General features: G+C 73.1%; 17 protein-coding genes. 10 read left to right on the top strand and 7 right to left on the bottom strand.

Annotation, left to right across the window (positions count from 1 at the left end):
* Nucleotides 1-2: 2 nt before the first annotated feature.
* Nucleotides 3-563: a hypothetical protein gene (locus ACS04_RS29725; RefSeq protein ID WP_048479906.1), complete on the bottom strand. Its 561-nt coding sequence runs from the start codon at nucleotides 561-563 to the stop codon at nucleotides 3-5.
* Between the two features lie 179 nt (nucleotides 564-742).
* On the opposite strand from ACS04_RS29725, the gene rpmG reads away from it, so the two are divergent.
* The 6 genes from rpmG to ACS04_RS29700 all read left to right on the top strand — a co-directional run bounded on the left by rpmG (nucleotide 743) and on the right by ACS04_RS29700 (nucleotide 4,388).
* Nucleotides 743-907: a 50S ribosomal protein L33 gene (rpmG, locus tag ACS04_RS35540; protein WP_053081014.1), complete on the top strand. Its 165-nt coding sequence runs from the start codon at nucleotides 743-745 to the stop codon at nucleotides 905-907.
* Nucleotides 908-1,000: 93 nt separating this feature from the next.
* A complete protein-coding gene (locus ACS04_RS29720) occupies nucleotides 1,001-1,243 on the top strand; it encodes a type B 50S ribosomal protein L31 (protein WP_048479905.1) in 243 nt (80 codons plus the stop codon).
* 199 nt (nucleotides 1,244-1,442) lie between these two features.
* Nucleotides 1,443-2,048, top strand: a complete 606-nt coding sequence (locus ACS04_RS29715) for a GOLPH3/VPS74 family protein (RefSeq protein WP_048479904.1) — start codon at nucleotides 1,443-1,445, stop codon at nucleotides 2,046-2,048.
* Nucleotides 2,049-2,160: 112 nt separating this feature from the next.
* Nucleotides 2,161-3,201, top strand: a complete 1,041-nt coding sequence (locus ACS04_RS29710; protein WP_078865502.1) for a LysR family transcriptional regulator — start codon at nucleotides 2,161-2,163, stop codon at nucleotides 3,199-3,201.
* Between the two features lie 17 nt (nucleotides 3,202-3,218).
* Nucleotides 3,219-3,575, top strand: coding sequence for a hypothetical protein (locus ACS04_RS29705; protein ID WP_053081013.1), 357 nt, complete (start codon nucleotides 3,219-3,221; stop codon nucleotides 3,573-3,575).
* A gap of 9 nt (nucleotides 3,576-3,584) precedes the next feature.
* On the top strand, nucleotides 3,585-4,388 hold the full coding sequence (locus tag ACS04_RS29700; RefSeq protein WP_048479903.1) for a crotonase/enoyl-CoA hydratase family protein: 804 nt from the start codon (nucleotides 3,585-3,587) through the stop codon (nucleotides 4,386-4,388).
* A 117-nt stretch (nucleotides 4,389-4,505) separates the two neighbouring features.
* Here the strand turns inward: ACS04_RS29700 and ACS04_RS29695 are convergent, their stop codons facing one another.
* The 4 genes from ACS04_RS29695 to ACS04_RS29680 form a co-directional block, all read right to left on the bottom strand.
* A complete protein-coding gene (locus tag ACS04_RS29695) occupies nucleotides 4,506-5,930 on the bottom strand; it encodes an extracellular solute-binding protein (protein WP_048479902.1) in 1,425 nt (474 codons plus the stop codon).
* Complete coding sequence (locus tag ACS04_RS29690) at nucleotides 5,927-8,593, bottom strand: caspase family protein (protein ID WP_048479901.1); 2,667 nt, start codon at nucleotides 8,591-8,593, stop codon at nucleotides 5,927-5,929. Before ACS04_RS29690 ends, ACS04_RS29695 begins: the two co-directional genes overlap by 4 nt.
* A gap of 4 nt (nucleotides 8,594-8,597) precedes the next feature.
* Complete coding sequence (locus tag ACS04_RS29685) at nucleotides 8,598-8,942, bottom strand: hypothetical protein (RefSeq protein WP_048479900.1); 345 nt, start codon at nucleotides 8,940-8,942, stop codon at nucleotides 8,598-8,600.
* 63 nt (nucleotides 8,943-9,005) lie between these two features.
* Nucleotides 9,006-10,409 (bottom strand): amidohydrolase family protein, encoded by a 1,404-nt coding sequence (locus ACS04_RS29680; protein ID WP_048479899.1) that lies wholly within the window; start codon nucleotides 10,407-10,409, stop codon nucleotides 9,006-9,008.
* Nucleotides 10,410-10,923: 514 nt separating this feature from the next.
* Between ACS04_RS29680 and ACS04_RS40155 the strand changes: the two genes are divergently transcribed.
* Together ACS04_RS40155 and ACS04_RS29670 are read left to right on the top strand one after the other, a co-directional pair.
* Nucleotides 10,924-11,055: a hypothetical protein gene (locus tag ACS04_RS40155; protein ID WP_280921036.1), complete on the top strand. Its 132-nt coding sequence runs from the start codon at nucleotides 10,924-10,926 to the stop codon at nucleotides 11,053-11,055.
* 67 nt (nucleotides 11,056-11,122) lie between these two features.
* The gene (locus ACS04_RS29670; protein WP_048479897.1) at nucleotides 11,123-12,304 is read left to right on the top strand and encodes an MAB_1171c family putative transporter; all 1,182 of its coding nucleotides are present in this window, start codon (nucleotides 11,123-11,125) and stop codon (nucleotides 12,302-12,304) included.
* A gap of 54 nt (nucleotides 12,305-12,358) precedes the next feature.
* Here the strand turns inward: ACS04_RS29670 and ACS04_RS29665 are convergent, their stop codons facing one another.
* On the bottom strand, nucleotides 12,359-13,453 hold the full coding sequence (locus tag ACS04_RS29665) for a winged helix DNA-binding domain-containing protein (RefSeq protein ID WP_048479896.1): 1,095 nt from the start codon (nucleotides 13,451-13,453) through the stop codon (nucleotides 12,359-12,361).
* 86 nt (nucleotides 13,454-13,539) lie between these two features.
* Between ACS04_RS29665 and ACS04_RS29660 the strand changes: the two genes are divergently transcribed.
* Complete coding sequence (locus ACS04_RS29660) at nucleotides 13,540-14,622, top strand: helix-turn-helix transcriptional regulator (RefSeq protein ID WP_048479958.1); 1,083 nt, start codon at nucleotides 13,540-13,542, stop codon at nucleotides 14,620-14,622.
* Here the strand turns inward: ACS04_RS29660 and ACS04_RS29655 are convergent.
* Nucleotides 14,576-14,998, bottom strand: coding sequence for a Fur family transcriptional regulator (locus ACS04_RS29655; RefSeq protein ID WP_048479895.1), 423 nt, complete (start codon nucleotides 14,996-14,998; stop codon nucleotides 14,576-14,578). The genes ACS04_RS29660 and ACS04_RS29655 overlap by 47 nt on opposite strands.
* 216 nt (nucleotides 14,999-15,214) lie before the next feature.
* On the opposite strand from ACS04_RS29655, the gene katG reads away from it, so the two are divergent.
* Complete coding sequence (gene katG, locus ACS04_RS29650) at nucleotides 15,215-17,446, top strand: catalase/peroxidase HPI (RefSeq protein WP_048479894.1); 2,232 nt, start codon at nucleotides 15,215-15,217, stop codon at nucleotides 17,444-17,446.
* Nucleotides 17,447-17,487 lie beyond the last annotated feature (41 nt).

Here is a 17,487-nt window from a genome sequence, read left to right as displayed (position 1 = left end):
GCCTAGACGGGGCAGGGCTTGTACTCGAGGCTGAGCTCGCGGTCGACCGCGTAGCTCGTCCGCATCGACGCGTCGATGACCTGCTGCCAGGTGCCGTACTTGGCGTACAGCTGGTCCGCGGTGGGGCCGAGCGGGTTGCCGTACTTGGCGACGTTGCGCACTTCGAGGATGCGGACCTCCTCCGGGGTCATGCCGGCGCGGGTGATCGCCTTGGCCTGGTTGCGCATGTCGACCAGCTCCCTCGCGATCTCCTCGTCGGTGGCACCGGCCTCCCGCATGTCGGCCGCGGTCCGGTGCATGTCCTCGAGGAGGTCGTGGTACTGGATCCGGGTCCTCTGGGCCTCGACCTTCTCGTCCATGGGGAGCACGCGGATCCGGCAGACGACGGGGTCGGTGCTGGGGCAGGGGTCGTCGTCGGAGACGGGCGCGGCGAGGGGTGCGCTGATGATCGAACCGCACGCATCCGCCGCGGCGGCCGAGGCGGAGGCGAGGGTGGCCGACAGCGCGAGGGCGGCCACGAACGGAACCAGAGCGCGACGCAGTGAGGAAGATCGAAGTGACATGCCGCCATCCTCGGCATTCGCGTCCCGCCTTCCCCGCACCCACACCGGTGATCACTCGGACGGGTAAGGGCCCCGCGCCTTCCGTGGGACGGGAATGCATCGTTCACGGCTCCTGTTACAGGAGTCAGCTGGCATGCGCGAGTCAAACATCGCGCGAGTGCCGCCGAGAGGAGCACCCCGTGGCACGCAACACCACGCGCCCCGTCGTCCGGCTGAAGTCGACGGCCGGGACGGGCACCACCTACACGACCCGCAAGAACACCCGGAACAACCCCGACCGGCTCGTCCTGCGCAAGTACGACGCCCTGGCCGGGAGGCACGTCGCTTTCCGAGAGGAACGCTGAGGCGCACCGGGCACCGCCCGGACCACGGCGCGCGGATCCGTAGCCGACCCACGCGCACTGACATGAGGCACGAGGCATGAGGAAGGACACCGCATGAAGCCCCGCATCCACCCCGAATCCCGTTCCGTCGTCTTCCGCGACCGTGCGGCCGGCACCGCGTTCCTGACCCGGTCGACCGCCCACGCGCCCGGCACCATCGAGTGGGAGGACGGCAAGACCTACCCGCTGGTCGATGTCGAGATCTCGTCCGCGAGCCACCCGTTCTACACGGGGACCGCGCGGATCGTGGACTCCGAGGGCCGGGTGGAGCGTTTCCACCGGCGCTACGACCGCTGAGCTGACGCGGACGCGCTCCACGGGCCCGCCTGGGCTGAGTGCCAGGGCTGACCCGAGAACAGCGCGGCGGGCGCCGGCCCGCGACACGGCGGCCTTCCGTCAACCGGGAGCGATACCCTCGCTGTTCGGACGGCCCCGGATGCCGGGCGGGCCGCCGGGTGGGACACCCCACTGCCGATGACTGCGAGGGGAGCCGTTCATGACCACGGCGAAAGACCTGTTCATCATCGCCATGGATCCGCAGCCGGACCGTTCCGTGGGGCAGGGCGACCTGTCGCTCGCGCTCGCCGGAGCGGAGCTGATCGATCTCATCGGCGCGCAGGTCGTCACCTTGGACGGTGACAGCATCGTTCCGGGTGGGCCGGCGGCGCCGGACGACCGCCAGTTGGGCGAGGCCTCGGAGGCGCTCACCCGGCAGGTGCCGTACGAGCGGGTCGAGGACTGGCTGTGGCGCCGGGGCCGCGATCTCGCCTCCGCGTACCAGAGCGCCCTCGAAGCCGAGGGCCAGCTGACGCGGGGACGCAGCGGCCGCTCCATCTTCGGGTCCGAACGCCTGGAACTGGTGGACTCCCCCGCCCGCCGCCAGGCCCGGCACCGCTGGGAGGCGGACGAGCCCGTGCTCGCCGCCCTCGCGGCGGTCGTGGGCGTGCAGAGCGCGCCGTCCGAGGAGGAGCCGGAACTCGACGACGAGGCGGTCACGACGGTCCTGGCCATCGTCAACGACGCCGTGATGGAGCTGGAGGCCGTACGCCAGCGGCGGTCCATCGAGAAGGCCGCGTTCGCCAACGTCTGGCGCGCCCCGTGACGACCGGGCACGCGTAACGTACGCGGACGGCGGGAGGAGAGGGCTGCCCGCGGGCGCAAAGAGATCGGCCATATCGTTGCTCCCGGCACAAAATCGCAGGTCAGGAGCACCGATGGATCTCAATCTGCTGCGCGCCCTGGACGCCCTGCTCCAGGAGAACAGCGTGACCCGGGCCGCCGAGCGGCTCGGTACCTCACCCGCGGCAGCCAGCCGCACCCTCGCCCGGCTGCGCCGTGCCGTCGGCGACCCCCTACTGGTCCGTGCGGGCCAGCAGCTGGTCCCCACCCCCCGGGCCCTGGAGCTCCGGGAGGAGGTGGGCGCGCTGCTCCGCGGCTGCGACAGCGTGCTGCGCCCGGGTGCCGGCTTCGACGCCGTGCACCTGCGGCGCGGCTTCACCGTGCAGAGCACCGACCTGCTCCTGGCCGGACTGGCCGGCCCCCTGACCGAGCGGATCCACGCCGAGGCCCCGCACGTGGACGTGGTCTTCCTGCCGGAGGCGATGGAGGGCGGCCCCGCGCTGCGGCAGGGCGTGATCGACGTCGAGCTGGGCGTCCTCGGTCGGCTCGACCCGGAAATCCGCACCCAGGCGCTCACCCGGGGCCGGCTCGTCGGCGTCGCCCGCACCGGCCATCCCCTCTTCAAGGGGCGGATCGACGCGCGGCGCTTCGCCGCCGCCGACCACATCGGCATCTCCCGGACCGGCAAATGCCACGGCCCGATCGACACCGCCCTCGCGGAGCTCGGACTCCGGCGGCGGACGGCGGTGGTCGTCCCCAGCCACACCAGCGCGATGATCCTCGCCCGGGACAGCGACCTCATCGCCCTCACGCTGGCCGACTGGCTCCCCGGCACCACCGCCGCGCTGGGACTGCGTACCTTCCCCATCCCCTTGGACCTGGAACCCCTCGACCTCGCCATGGCTTGGCACCCCCGCAACTCCGCCGACCCGGGGCACCGCTGGTTCCGCGAGCACGTGGCGGCCGCCGTACGGGAGCCCGCGGGCGACGCGGCAGGTGGCGGAGACGGCGGGACCGACGCCCGCTCCGGCACGGTCTCCAGCGCCGCCTCCGACGCCCGCTCCGGCGCGGGCTCCGGCCCGGGCGGGAGAGGAAATGCAGCAGATCGCCGGACCGGCTCCCGGACGGGGGCGTGAGCTTTTAGGCTGGTCACATGCGCCACACGCTTACCAGCCTCGCCAGTGCCTACGAGCTGGAGCACGTCAAGCGTGCCCCGGCCGGCGGCCGCGACTTCATGGCCCGGGCCGCCGCCTACCAGGAGCGCCTGGCCCAGCGCCCCGACCTGCGCCACTGGTCCCTCATCGACGACGCCGACCCCGGCGACGACGGGCCCACCCGCGTGCTCGACGGCGACCTGGACGCGTGGACACGGCTGGGTGACGGCCCGAACCGGGGCGCCTGGCGGATGGCGCGGTTCAACCGCCCCGGACAGGAGGAACAGCCCGGCGGCGCGCTGACCTGGCGGGAGCTCGCGTACCACTACGGGCCCCTCACCGAGGACGACAGCTGAGGACGCGGCATGGCGGATGAGCGGACCCCGGTGCGGGTCGAGCGCGACGGCCCGGTGTTCACGGTGATCCTGAGCCGCCCGGAGGTCCGCAACGCCGTGGACGGTCCGACGGCGGCGCAGCTCGCCGAGGCCTTCCGGCGGTTCGAGGCCGACGAGGAGGCGGCCGTCGCCGTGCTCTGGGGCGAGGGCGGGACCTTCTGCTCCGGTGCCGACCTCAAGGCGATCGGCACCGAGCGCGGCAATCAGGTGCTCGCCTCGGGGGACGGGCCCATGGGACCGACCCGGATGCGGCTGGGCAAGCCGGTGATCGCGGCCGTCGCCGGGCACGCCGTGGCCGGGGGCCTGGAGCTGGCGCTCTGGTGCGATCTGCGGGTGGCGGAGGAGGACGCGGTCTTCGGCGTGTTCTGCCGGCGCTGGGGCGTGCCGCTGATCGACGGCGGTACGGTGCGGCTGCCCCGGCTGATCGGCGAGAGCCGGGCCATGGACCTGATCCTGACGGGCCGTCCGGTCGGCGCCGCCGAGGCGCACGGGATGGGGCTCGCGAACCGGGTGGTGGGAGCGGGGCGGTCCCGCGAGGCGGCGGAGGAACTGGCGCGCGAGATCGCCGCGTTCCCCCAGCTGTGCATGCGCCACGACCGGTTGTCCGTCCTGGAGCAGCACGGACTGGAGGAGTCGCAGGCACTGGCCGGGGAGTACCGCCATGGCCTGGTCCCGCTGACCGAGGGAGAAACGGCGACCGGTGCGGCCCGCTTCACCTCGGGGGCGGGCCGGCACGGCGCGTTCGGGTCCCGCCAGGCAGGGTTCGGACGCTGATCGCGATCTTGCCCTGTACACGGCCCGCCGGCAGGGGGCGTATCGCGTCCGGGACTTCGGCGAACGACCTCCGCCTGCTCGGGGGTGAGCAGGCAGCGTCTTGGCACGCCGACCGGGTCAGTGTGAGGGAAGGGCCCGTTTCAGCTGCCTGTCGAGGTCCGCGGCCAGTTGGGCGTCGGAGGGCGGGGTGCCGCCCTGGAGCCGGGCCAGCTGGCCGGCGAACGTCTGGCTGAAGGCTCCGTAGAGCGGGGTGCGCGGTCGCTGGACCGCGTTCTCCAGGGCGGGCAGCAGGGTGCCGCGCGCGTAGGCGGGGCGGCCGTTCCCGTCCCGCGGCATCCGGTCGGTGCGCTCTCCCGTCGGGGAGGCGGCGGCCTGGCCGGCCGGCTTCGCCGTGGTGCAGGTCAGGGCGCCGTCCTCGTACGCGGAGACGCGGGTGGCCGCGAACCCCGCGTCGAGCAGGCAGCGTTCGCTCTCCTTGCCGGTGAGGAACGCGACGAGCTGCAGCGCGGCGGCCGTCCGCTGAGAGCCCCTGGCCACGGCCAGGTTCTGACCGCCGAGCACCGCTTTGCCGGGCAGGGGCGCCACGCCGAGCTGCTCCGCGGACAGGGACTGGTGGAGCGTGCGGTACGCGTACGGCCAGTGGCGCAGGAAGGCGGTGCGGCCGGCGGCGAAGTCGGTCAGCGTGTCCGCCTCGTCGGAGTGGACGGCGTCCGGCAGCGTGTACGCCGCCTGGGTGCGGTTGCGCAGCTCGTCCAGTCCCGCTTGAAGCTCGGCCACGGAACCGGCGTAGCGGCCTTCCTTGTCGGTGAGGCTGAATCCGTCCGCGGCGGAGGCGAAGGCCTCGACGCCGTTGACGGTGAGGCCTTCGTACGAGGCGTCGAGCTGCGAGGTCCAGCCCTTCGCGTAGGCCGCGGGCAGCCTGTTGCGGGCGGCGTCGAGCACGCCGATCAGCTGCTGGACGACGGGCCAGCCGGCATCCTTGCCCAGGTCCGGTCTGGTCACTCCGGCGCTCGTCAGGTAGTCGCGGCGGTAGAAGAGCAGCCCCACGTCGCTGTTGAAGGGGGCGGCGTACAGTTTCCCTCCCCAACGTGCCGTCTCGGCGACGGATTTGATGACGTCCTCGTCCACCAGCCGGTCCGGCAGCGGCTGGACGAGTCCCGCCGCCGCGAACTCCGGCACCCAGGTGACGTCGAGGTTGACCACGTCGTACTCCGCGCTGCCGGACTGCAGCGCGCCGAGGAGCTGGCTGCGCTGCTGGTCGGCAGAGCCGGGGAGTTCGACGAGGCGCGCCCGGTAGGCGACGCCCTTGGCCTCCTGCTGCCGGTTCCACTCGGTGATGAGCTGCTGGCGGATGCCTCCCCTGCCGGTCACGTCCCGGCCGCTGGCCAGCACGATCTCGCCCGGGACCTCGGCAGCGCCCGAGGCGGCCGGCTGCCCGCCGCCGGCGTCCTCGGCTCCGCCGGTGTCGCATCCCGCGACGAGGAGCAGGGAGAGGAGCGCGGCCGACGCCGCGCGTCGTACGCGTCCGGGGCGGCGGCTCATCCCTCGTCCCCCGTTCCGGTCCTGGCGACCTCGTCGCGCAGCCGGGCGACGAGGTCGCCCTTGGTGTCCAGGCAGCGGCCGCCGCTCGCCTCCGAGATGGCGGCATCCGGTTTGCCCTTGTCGCACCCGCCGCTGTCCAGGGAGGCCATGACCACCGGTATCCTCCCGGCCCGCACGGAGGCGAGCAGATCACCGAGCCGACCGTCCTCGGTCAGCCGGTTGTCGTCCTCGTCGTCCGTGACGTAGACGATCAGCTGCGGCCGGTGGTCGTCCGTGCCGCGCTGCGCCATGAACCCCAGTGCCGCGACCAGTGCCCGGTAGGGGTCGGCTTCCAGGTCCTTGACCTGCGCCGAGGCGGGGATCGCACGCTGTGCCTCCTGGCGGTCGTGCTTGCCGAAGGACAGCACTTCGGCGTACGGGCGGGAGCCGCCCGGCTCGCCGGCCACGCCCCAGACGCCGTACACGTCCTGGCCCCCGAGCCCGGCGAGGGACTGGGCGATGATGCCTGGTGCGCCGCCGGGTCCCTCCCACAGGCCGCCCATGGATCCGGAGGAGTCGAGCAGGAAGAGCACCCGGCCGGGCCCGTTGGCTTCCCGGTAGCGCTTGAGCGCGTCGGTCATCGCGGTCGGGAGGGCGGGACCGGGGAGCACCCCGGGATCGGCGAGCGCGCCGAAGTCGCTGGCGGCGAGGGGCCGGTGGCCCCCCGATCCGGCGCGGAAGCCGTCCTGCCCGAACACGGCGAGACCGCCGGGGGCTGCGGGCCCGGACGTCTTCGCGCCCCCCTTGCCGGTCAGCCAGGTGCGGAACCCCTCCACGGCCCTGTCCCGCACCTCCCCGTCCCGGTCGGCGCCCTTCCAGCGCACCCGTACGAACGTCGGGCTCAGGCCCGGGACGTCGACGGGGTACTCGGCCATCCGGCCGGTCCGCGTCGCACTGTCGCAGCCCACGGCGGTCTTCAGCAGGAACTCCGGGACCAGCGCGGAGGTGCGGTCGTCGACCGCGTCGTCGTCCGGCAGGGTGCACAGCAGCTCCGCGCCGGTGCGCGCCGGCGGTCCCGGCTGGGCCACACCGCGCTCGGCCGAGGCCGGGTCCCGCTCCCCCGCGCCGCCGTACAGCCCGATCGTGGCGAGGAGGCCCGCGTCGGTGTTCTCCGGATCCGTGCGCCGCACCTCGGCCCTCGCCTCGCGCTTCCTGACCGCTTCCGTCAGGGCCGCGAGACTGCCGACCCGTTCGGCGGCCGGCTCCGCCGCCAGGTCCTGCGGTACGGCGAGCACCACCGGCGAGTACGCGAACGGCTCCGGATCGGCCTCCAAGGAGACGTACGTCCGCTCGGGGGACGTCAGCCGGGCCCGGTCGGCGCTCGCGAACGAGGCCGGGATCCAGATGTCCGGCTGGGGGCCGATGTCGCGCTGCGGGTTGGTGTCCTCGCCCGTCGGCCGCTGCCACGGATCGGACTGCCGGCTGAACGCGGTGACGGTGGCCGCGGCGCCGGCGCTGTAGACGGTGATGCCGCTGCGCCTGCAACCGTCGCCCGTCCCGTTCGCCTTCGACGTCAGGTACGCCTCCGCCGCCTTGCGGAGGGTGGGTTCGAGATCGGGGTCGGTGAGCAGCCGCAGTTCGAGCGGCGGCGTGCAGGGGGCGCCGTCCCCGCCGTGGAGGACGGCCAAGCCGGTGGCGACGAGGCCGGCGATCACCGCGGGCACGCCGATGACGGCCGCGAGCCTGCGGCGGCCGGTGAGGGGGACGAGCCCGCCGGGCCCGCCCGGTCTTCGGAGCAGGGCCCGTAACCCGGCGCGCGCCCGCCCCGGCTTCGGGACGTGCCGCCGGGCACCGGCCCCGTGAGGCTGTGCGAAGGGCGTCGGCGGGGCCGGCGGCGCAGGCGGGGACGGGGGTGTGCCGGGCGGGCGGACGGGCGGGGCGGCGAGGAGCACGTCGGTCCCCGAGGTGGCCGAGCGGCTTTGGGGTTCCCACGGCTCCGGGGGCTCGCGCAGCGTCGTGTGGTGGGCGGACATGTGGGCCCTGAGCCGGTCGGCCAGCTCGTCGAAGCCGATCTCGCCGTTCCTCAGGAGGCGTACGAGGTGCGCGGTGAACGGCGTGGGCGTGTCGCCGTCGCCCGCGTCGATGCGGTTGTTGGCCTGGACGCTCATCAGCAGCGAGGTCCGCTGCCGCTGGGCGGTGCCGAGCGTGTCCCACGCCGCCGACGCGTTTCCCGCGTAACAGCAGTCGAGGATGACGACCACCCGCTCCGCCCTCGCGCGGGACAGCACGGTGAGGACGCTCTTCCAGGGCACGGCGCCGCGGAACACGGACTCCGTGCCGGGGACGATCGTCGCCCGCCGCATCAGCAGCCACAGCTCGTCGCCCGTACTCGGCACGGCTCCGTGGCCGGAGAAGTACAGCAGGAGCAGCCCTTCGGCCGCGTCGACGGCGGCGTCCAGGTGCCGGTCGAACTCGTCCACGGTGCGCGGGCGGGCGACGGTGATCCCGTCCTCGGCGAAGACGCCCCCGGCACGGAGCGCCTGTCGCAGACCGTCGAGGTTGTGTTCCACCGCCGGGAGGTCGCCCGGTACGCCGAAGGGGTGCTCAGGCCGGGTGAAGTCGTAATCGCCGACCCCGACGAGCAGCGCCCGGTTCGCCCTCCCGCGCGGGTCGAAGCGCGCCACGGGGCTATCTCCCGTCGCCGGCCGGCTCGACGTCGACCTCTGGGGGTTCACCCCGTTCCACGGACCGGCGGTTCTCGCGCCACGCGCGGACCCCGCTCTTCACCTGCTCGAACACCTCGTCGAACAGTTTGGGGGCGGCCGCCCCGATCAGCACCAGCACGATGTCCATGCCGGCCCCCATCGGGCTACCGGGCCCGTCCTGCGTCCCCGCGCGTTCCTGGATCTCCAGCGCGCCGCTGGTGCGGAGCGCTTCGAGTTTCCGCTCCCGTTCGAGCCACGCCTTCAGCGCTCCGATGTCGCTCTCGCTCGCCCCCTGCGTGAGGCGCACGCGGATCGCGGTATTCGCCATAGCCTCCCCCTCAGCCACAACTCGACATGATGGCACGCGGGTCGGAGCGAGGGCAGCCGTTGGTCACGAACGGGTGCCCGGGTGCGACGCGTTCAGTACGTGGTCGCGCGAGGCCCGCACCTCGCGACGCAGCGCCGCCAGGTCGACGTCGAGGACCTGCCCGTTCCATTTGCGGGGTTCGCCGTTGATCAGGACCGCGCTGATGTTGCGCGCGTCGGCTCCCAGGACGACGGTGCCGATCGGGTCGTTGAGCGGCATGTTGTTGAGGTCCTCGGCCCGGATGACGAGCAGGTCGGCCTTCTTGCCCGGGCTGAGTGATCCGGTGACGCCGGCGAGGCCGTTGGTACGGGCGCCCTGGAGGGTCGCGAAGTCGAGGACGTCGTGCGTGGTGATCCGGGAGGGTTCCCGGCCGGTGCCGTAGGCGGCGTTGACCGCGCGCATCCGCTGGATGGCGTGGAGGGTCCGCATCTGCGTGAACATGTCCCCGGCCAGGGCGACTTCCACGTCGATGCTGAGGCCGGGGCGGATGCCGGCGGCGAGGGCCTCGTCGACCGCGGGGATCGCGCTCTCCAGACCGATCTGGGCGTCCGAGGTGGGGGCGAGCGCCACGGTGGCGCCGGTCTCCCCCATCGCCCTCCAGGCCTCGGGGGTCAGTCCGGTGGCGTGGATGAGCGTGACCTCGGGGCCGAGGATCGCGTCCTCGGCCCAGCGCAGGACCGCCTCGGAGGAGGCCGTGCCGAAGACCGCGTCGACGCTCACGCCGATGCCCAGGTCCCGGGCGAGGCGGGCGGGCTCGGGGCCGTACGCGAGGGCGGGGCCCGCGATCTCGTCGGTGGCCAGGGTGGCCAGACGCAGGGTCAGTAGTTGGTCGTCGCTGCCGAAGTAGGTTTCCTTCAGGCGGGTCAGGTCGCCCGGCCACTGCCGGTCCCACGCGCCGAAGTGCGGGCCCATGGAGGCGTGGACGCCGCGGATTCCGGTGTCGAGGAGGGCCCGGATCGCGGCGTCGGAGTGCTCGCGGGTGCGGGAGTTGTGGGAGAAGTCGAGCATCGTGGTGATCCCGCTGTCGATCGCGCTGAGGGCGGCCAGCCGGGTGCCGACGTACATGTCCTCGGGCCGGTAGACGGTGGCGTGGCCGGCCAGGGTGGACATGACGTAGCCGCCCAGGTCGTCGACGTCCGGCATGATCCGGCGCAGCTGGGCCTGCCAGGCGTGCCGGTGGGTGTCGACGAAGCCGGGGGTGAGGATTGTGCCGGCGGCGTCGACGACGACGGCGTCGTCGGCGTGGAGGCGGTGGCCGACGGCGGTGATCGTGTCGCCCTCGACGAGGAGGTCGCCGTCGTCGATGACGCCGAGGTCCGGGTCCATGGTGACGATGGTCGCGCCGGTGAACAGGATGCGCCGCCGGTCGGCGGGCAGGGTCCGGATCCGGGCGAGGAGGGCGTCGCCGGTGGTGTCGTGGAGGGGCATGGCAGGTCTTCTTTCCGTACGCCGCGGCGGTGGTCGCCGCTGCCGAGCCACCAGCCTCATCGCGGTCCCGAAACGGAACCAGGCCGCCGCCGTCCCGGGTGCCCCGCACCCACCCACGCCCGATGTGCGTACTGTTTCAGGACATCCGCCATCACCCGCCCAACAGTGCAGAGTTGACGGCTCGCAGGGGCTGTGACCGGGTGCGACGGGCGAGTTCCGCACCTCCGCGCGCGCGGGCCGGCGAGGGGGCCGGGAGCCTGTTTTCGGTCGTCCGGACCCGGCCGCTAGGGTGAGTTGATCAATCGTTTCAAGAAAGGCCACGCGGCTCCCAGTGTCCGAATCACGCCCTCACACCCTGTTCTCCTGCGGCACTCCGAGGGACGAGCGGGTCCAGACCGGTCTCGTCGGCCGAGCCGTACGCATGTCCCCGGCGTCACTGGCCGGCCGCACCACCAGGCCGTGTCCCTCGGATCGGGGCGGATCGACCCGGTCCCACCCGGGCACCGACCCCGCCGTGACGTCCCCCGGCGGTCCCGACGTACGCCTGGTCCCGGAGCGCGAGCGGGGCTCGTCCGTCGAGGGCCCGGTGACGTACCTGAGAGGGCACGAGGCGCTGTACCGGCACCTCGGCGCCCCCGGCTGCTGAGCAGCCCGGCCATGCACGAGAACCACCGGTACCGACACGAACACCAGCACGGACTACAGGGCACGGCGTGAACGACTCGAACGGACTGGGCTTCTACCTGCCCGGAGCCCTGCTGCTGCTGGCGGCATGCCTCAAACTCCCCGCCCTCTGGCGCAACCCCCGCGACGAACTCCTGCGCTCGGTCCTGGCCCTGCTCTTCCTGGCCACCGCCGTGTTCGCCGCGACGGCGATCCCCACCCTCGTCGCGGTCAACAGGCTCACGGGCGTCCCGAACGCCGCCGCGCCGCTCGTCTTCTCGCTGATCACGGCCTTTTCGGGGGCCAACATCGTGCTCATCTTCCGCTGGAGCAGCGGCCCGCAGGACGCGGAGCACACCCGCCGCCGGGCGCGCCTGTGCAACATCGTCACCCTCGCGGTGATCGTGGCCGTCAACGTGCTCTTCGCGCTCGGCGAGGCTCCCGTCGAGCGCCTGCGCGATCTCGACACGTACTACGCGTGCACGCCGTACATCCGGGAGATGATCCTCCTCTACCTCGCGGCGCACACGACGGCGGCGGTCACCATGACCTTCCTGTGCCGGCGCTGGGCGCGCGAGGTCCGCGGTGCGCTGCGCGCCGGGCTGGGGCTGATCGCCTTCGGGTACGTGCTGAACCTCCTCTACGACATCGCGAAGTTCAGCGCGATCGGGGCCCGTTGGACGGGCGGTGACTGGGACGTCCTCAGCACGGAGGTCGCGCCGGCCCTCGCCTCCGTGTCCGCGCTCCTGGTCGCGACCGGGTTCGTCCTCCCGCTCGTCTCCCAGCACGTCATGAGCCGCTGGGGCATGTGGCGCCGGTACGCCCAGCTCCGCCCGTTGTCCCGGGAGCTGCGCGGGGCCACGCGGCGCAGCATCGCCCTGGGCGGTGGGCCTTGGACCCCCATCGAGATCCGGTTGACGCAGCGGGAGTCGGACATCCACGACGGCATCCTCACGGTCAGCCCGTACCTGCGCTCCGGCGTACGGGAGAGGGTGCTGCGGGAGGAGCTGGAGGCGGGCCGTCCGGCCGACGAGGCCGCGGCGGTGGCCGACGCCGTCGCGCTGGCCACGGCGATCGTCCTCTGGGACCGGGCGCGGGACACGCCGGGGGAAAGCGGTCCGGAGGCCGGGAGCCCGGTGCTGACCTCACCGAACAGCCCGGCGGGGCTGGTCCGGATGTCGCGGGCGCTGGCCAAGTCGCCCACCGTCCGCTCCTTCCGGCAGACCGTCTGACCGTCCGGCCGTCCGGCCGTCCGGCCGTCCGGCCGTCTGGCCGTCTGATGGGCGTCAGGTGCGGGCGATGCGCACGCCGCCGCTGTCGTGATCGGAGAGGAACGACGCCAGTCGGCTTCCCTCTTCGGCGACGGCGTTACGGTCCGCGGCGCGGAGGCCGCGCAGCGGGGTGACCGTCACGGTGGCGTCCGTGACGTTCCAGGTCGCGGCGACCCGGCCGTCGACCAGGACCACGCGCTCACCGGCCACTGACAGCCCCCGGTGGGCGTCGTCGATGATCCGGCTGCGGTCGTCGTAGCCGAGGATCGCGTTGTCGAACGCCGGCAGGAACCGCACGGGGGCGGGTGTGCCGGGGTCGGGGCGCGGCGCCCCGGGAAGGTCCAGCAGTTCCCGGCCCCGCTCGTCCCGGAACGACACGAGCTCCTCGCGTACTGCGGCCACCGCGGCCGGCAGCCCGGCCAGGCCGCACCAGGCCCGCAGGTCGGCCGAGGCCGCCGGGCCGAACGCGGCCAGGTAGCGCCGTACGAGTGCCTGGCCGACGGGGTCGGAGCCGTCCGGCCAGGGCGGGTCGATCTCGCGGCCCAGCCAGGAGGAGAGCAGGACGTTGCGGACGCCCGCATTCGTCCGCCAGAGTCCGCGCGGCGGCGCCTGCACGACCGGCACGAGTGCGGCGATGAGCATCTCCCCCAGTGCTCGCGGCCCCGGCGCGGGCCAGCGCGGTGCGAGCGCGCGGGCGAGCTCGGCCATCGAGCGGGGTTCGCCGTCGGCCATGAGGGCCCGTCCGGCCGCGGCGAGTTCGTCGAGGTCCACGGCGTCGAGCTCGCGCCGGTAGACGCCGAGGACCCGCTTGCGCAGCATGTCCCCGTGCCGGGCCCGCCAGGCCAGGACGTCCTCGGCGGTGACGAGGTGGACGGTGCGGCGCATGAGGTGGGTCCGCACCACGTGCCGCCGGACCAGCAGGTCCGACAGGGCCGCCGGGTCGAAGCCGGCCACCCGCGACCAGAGCCCGACGAACGGTTCCTGCGGCTCCTGCGCCTGCAGGCCGCCGAGGTGTGCGACGGCGTCGAGGACCGGTACGTCGGCGCGATCGAGCAGCAGCTGCCGGGCGAGCGTGGCACGGCCCAGCGCCCGGGCGTCGAGAACCGTCATGGGCGTTCCTTCCGGTGGTTCGGCAGGACGACGGTTTCAGGAGACGCGGTCAGGATCTGTCCTCTTCCGGGGGCAGCATGGTGGACATGCCCAAGACCTCTGCGCGACTGCTCTCCCTGCTCTCCCTGCTCCAGACGCGCCGGGACTGGCCCGGCCAGGTGCTGGCGGAGCGGCTGGAGGTCAGTGCGCGAACGGTCCGCCGTGACGTGGACCGTCTCCGCGAGCTCGGCTACCCCATCGCGGCCGCGAAGGGGCCCGACGGGGGGTACCGGCTCGGGGCCGGTAAGGAGCTCCCGCCGCTGCTGTTCGACGACGGGCAGGCGGTGGCCCTCGCCGTCGCGCTCCAGGTCGCCGCCTCCACCGGTGCCGGCATCGAGGAGGACGCGGCCCGGGCGCTGGCCACCGTCCGGCAGGTGCTGCCCGCGCGGCTGCGCCACCGCGTCGACATGCTCCGGTTCACGGCGGTCGAACGGCCCGCCGTCCGGCCCGAGCCGCCGGTCGACGGCACGGTGCTCATGGCGGTCAGCGCCGCCGTCCGCGCGTGCGAGGTACTGCGCTTCGACTACGCCCCCGCTGCGCGGTCCGCGGCTTCGAAGGGCGGTCCGGCCGCCACAGTTCCCGCGCGCCGGGTGGAGCCGCACCATCTGGTCACGTGGTGCGGCCGGTGGTACCTCGTCGCCTGGGACCTCGACCGCGAGGACTGGCGTACGTTCCGCGCCGACCGGATGGCGCCCCGCACGCCCACCGGACCCCGCTTCGCGCCGCGCGAGGTGCCGGGGGGCGAGGTGGCCGCCTTCGTGACCCGCAGGTTCGAGGGCTTCGACGAGTCCGGCGGACGGCCCTGCCGCGGCGAGGTCGTCCTCGGCCTGCCGGCGTCCGCGGTGTCCCCGTACACCCGTGACGGGCTGGTCGAGGAACTCGGCCCGGACCGCTGCCGACTGGTCCTGGGCTCCTGGTCGTGGACCGGGCTGGCCGCGGCCGTCGGCCGGTTCGACGCGGACATCGAGGTCGTCGGGCCGCCCGAGCTCAAGGAGGCCTTCGCCCGCCTCGCCCACCGCTACGCCGGCGCCGCGGCGCCGCGCCTGCCGGTCGGGGCGGGGCCGTCCGCCCCGTCCCCAGAGGTCAGGCGTCCTGGCCCGCGCACGCCGGGCACAGGCCGCGGTAGGTGACCTCGACCTTCGAGACCGTGAAGCCGAACCGTTCCTCCGCCGCCAGCCCCGTCATCAGGTCGCCCGTCGGGTGCACGTCGCGGATGGTGCCGCAGCGGGAGCACACCAGGTGGTGGTGCGGGTGGCGGGCGTTGGGGTCGTAGCGCTTGGCGCGTCCGTCCGTCGACAGCTCGACGACCTCACCGAGCGTGACCAGCTCCCCCAGGGCGTTGTAGACCGTGGCCCGGGAGATCTCGGGCAGCCGCTCCACCGCTCGGGCGTGCACCTCGTCTGCCGTCAGGTGCACGTGTTCCCCGTCGAGCACCTCCGCGACGACGCGCCGCTGGGAGGTCAGCCGCCAGCCGCGCTCTCTCAATCGCCCCAGCAGGTCACTCATATCGGTTCACCCCATCAGGTCAGGCGGGATACCCGGCGTTCGGGAAAGTGTCCGGATCCCTATCAGATATGCAACTGGTGCTCTTCTTGACTTGGATTGCGTCCATCGTAGGATCGGTTCGGTCGGCAGCCAACCCTCACCGCAGCCACGCCCGTTCGACGCCTCCACCGCCCCCTTTCCTGAGCAGCGTGATCCGCCCGGTTTGGAAGGATTCCCATGTCTGAGAACCATGATGCAATCGTCGTAGACGCGAAGACGGAGGCCGGCGGCGGTTGTCCCGTCGCCCACGACCGCGCCGCGCACCCGACCCAGGGCGGCGGCAACCGCCAGTGGTGGCCCGAGCGGCTCAACCTCAAGATCCTCGCGAAGAACCCCGCCGTGGCCAACCCCATGGGCGAGGAGTTCGACTACGCCGAGGCGTTCAAGACCCTCGACCTCGCCGCGGTGAAGCAGGACATAGCCGAGGTGCTGAAGACCTCGCAGGACTGGTGGCCGGCCGACTTCGGCCACTACGGCCCGTTCATGATCCGTATGGCCTGGCACAGCGCCGGCACGTACCGGATCAGCGACGGCCGCGGCGGCGCCGGTGCCGGACAGCAGCGCTTCGCCCCCCTCAACAGCTGGCCGGACAACGGGAACCTGGACAAGGCCCGCCGGCTGCTGTGGCCCGTCAAGAAGAAGTACGGCCGGAGCATCTCGTGGGCCGACCTCATGATCCTCACCGGAAACGTCGCCCTGGAGTCGATGGGCTTCGAGACGTTCGGCTTCGCCGGCGGCCGTGCGGACGTCTGGGAGCCCGACGAGGACGTCTACTGGGGCCCCGAGACCACCTGGCTCGGCGACGAGCGCTACACGGGCGACCGTGAGCTGGAGAACCCGCTCGGCGCGGTCCAGATGGGCCTCATCTACGTCAACCCCGAGGGCCCGAACGGCACCCCCGACCCGCTCGCCGCGGCCCGCGACATCCGCGAGACGTTCCGCCGGATGGCGATGAACGACGAGGAGACCGTCGCCCTGATCGCCGGCGGCCACACCTTCGGCAAGACCCACGGCGCGGGCCCGGCGGACCACGTCGGCGCCGACCCCGAGGCGGCCCCGCTGGAGTCGCAGGGTCTCGGCTGGAGCAACAGCTTCGGCACCGGCAAGGGTGCCGACGCGATCACCAGCGGCCTGGAGGGCATCTGGACCGACACTCCGACCGCCTGGGACAACAGCTTCTTCGAGATCCTCTTCGGGTACGAGTGGGAGCTGTTCAAGAGCCCCGCCGGCGCGAACCAGTGGCGTCCGAAGGAGGGTGCCGGAGCGGGCACCGTCCCCGACGCCCACGACGCGTCGAAGACCCACGCGCCGACCATGCTGACGACCGACCTCGCGCTGCGGGTGGACCCGGCCTACGAGCAGATCTCGCGGCGCTTCCTGGAGAACCCCGCCGAGTTCGCGGACGCCTTCGCCCGCGCCTGGTTCAAGCTGACCCACCGCGACATGGGCCCGGTCGTGCGCTACCTCGGCCCGGAGGTCCCGTCCGAGACGCTGCTGTGGCAGGACCCGCTGCCCGCCGTGACGCACGCGCTCGTCGACGCCGAAGACATCGCCGCGCTGAAGAGCCGGATCCTCGCCTCGGACCTGTCGGTCTCCGAACTCGTCTCCGTCGCGTGGGCCTCGGCCTCCTCCTTCCGCGGCAGTGACAAGCGCGGCGGCGCCAACGGCGCGCGCATCCGCCTCCAGCCGCAGGCCGGCTGGGAGGTCAACAACCCCGACCAGCTGGCGACGGTGCTCCGTACCCTGGAAGGCATCCGGGAGTCCTTCAACGCGGCGCAGAGCGGTGGCAAGCAGATCTCCATCGCCGACCTGATCGTCCTCGCCGGCGGCGCGGCCGTCGAACAGGCCGCCAGGAACGCCGGCTTCGACGTCGAGGTCCCCTTCACGCCGGGCCGCGCGGACGCCACGCAGGAGCAGACGGACGTGGAGTCGTTCGCCGCGCTGGAGCCGGTCGCGGACGGCTTCCGCAACTACCTCGGCAAGGGCAACCGGCTGCCGGCCGAGTACCTGCTGGTCGACCGAGCCAACCTGCTGACGCTGAGCGCCCCCGAGATGACCGTCCTCGTCGGCGGGCTCCGTGTGCTGGGCGCGAACCACCAGCAGTCCTCGCACGGCGTGTTCACCTCGACCCCCGAGTCGCTGACGAACGACTTCTTCGCGAACCTGCTCGACCTGGGCACGACGTGGAAGGCCACGTCCCAGGACGCGAACGCCTTCGAGGGCCGCGACACCGCCACGGGCGAGGTGAAGTGGACCGGGACCCGCGCCGACCTCGTCTTCGGGTCGAATTCCGAGCTCCGTGCGCTGGCGGAGGTCTACGCCAGCGATGACGCGAAGGAGAAGTTCGTGAAGGACTTCGTCGCCGCGTGGGTCAAGGTCATGGAACTGGACCGGTTCGACCTCGTCTGACCGCCCCGACCCCGGCGTCCGGGTCGGTCCGCAGCCGTCTC

It is taken from the genome of Streptomyces roseus (assembly GCF_001044425.1).
Taxonomy (GTDB): Bacteria; Actinomycetota; Actinomycetes; order Streptomycetales; family Streptomycetaceae; genus Streptomyces; species Streptomyces roseus.
This window is presented reverse-complemented; position numbering and strand designations above follow the sequence as displayed.

Bases quoted from the DNA above. Each gene is read 5' to 3' on its own strand.
- ACS04_RS29710 (WP_078865502.1), top strand. From the start codon at position 2,161: ATGGATCTCAATCTGCTGCGCGCCCTGGACGCCCTGCTCCAGGAGAAC.
- ACS04_RS29695 (WP_048479902.1), bottom strand. From the start codon at position 5,930: ATGAGCCGCCGCCCCGGACGCGTACGACGCGCGGCGTCGGCCGCGCTC.
- ACS04_RS29705 (WP_053081013.1), top strand. From the start codon at position 3,219: ATGCGCCACACGCTTACCAGCCTCGCCAGTGCCTACGAGCTGGAGCAC.
- ACS04_RS29715 (WP_048479904.1), top strand. From the start codon at position 1,443: ATGACCACGGCGAAAGACCTGTTCATCATCGCCATGGATCCGCAGCCG.
- ACS04_RS29660 (WP_048479958.1), top strand. From the start codon at position 13,540: ATGCCCAAGACCTCTGCGCGACTGCTCTCCCTGCTCTCCCTGCTCCAG.
- katG (WP_048479894.1), top strand. From the start codon at position 15,215: ATGTCTGAGAACCATGATGCAATCGTCGTAGACGCGAAGACGGAGGCC.
- ACS04_RS29700 (WP_048479903.1), top strand. From the start codon at position 3,585: ATGGCGGATGAGCGGACCCCGGTGCGGGTCGAGCGCGACGGCCCGGTG.
- ACS04_RS29655 (WP_048479895.1), bottom strand. From the start codon at position 14,998: ATGAGTGACCTGCTGGGGCGATTGAGAGAGCGCGGCTGGCGGCTGACC.
- ACS04_RS29720 (WP_048479905.1), top strand. From the start codon at position 1,001: ATGAAGCCCCGCATCCACCCCGAATCCCGTTCCGTCGTCTTCCGCGAC.
- ACS04_RS29725 (WP_048479906.1), bottom strand. From the start codon at position 563: ATGTCACTTCGATCTTCCTCACTGCGTCGCGCTCTGGTTCCGTTCGTG.
- ACS04_RS29685 (WP_048479900.1), bottom strand. From the start codon at position 8,942: ATGGCGAATACCGCGATCCGCGTGCGCCTCACGCAGGGGGCGAGCGAG.
- ACS04_RS29665 (WP_048479896.1), bottom strand. From the start codon at position 13,453: ATGACGGTTCTCGACGCCCGGGCGCTGGGCCGTGCCACGCTCGCCCGG.
- ACS04_RS29680 (WP_048479899.1), bottom strand. From the start codon at position 10,409: ATGCCCCTCCACGACACCACCGGCGACGCCCTCCTCGCCCGGATCCGG.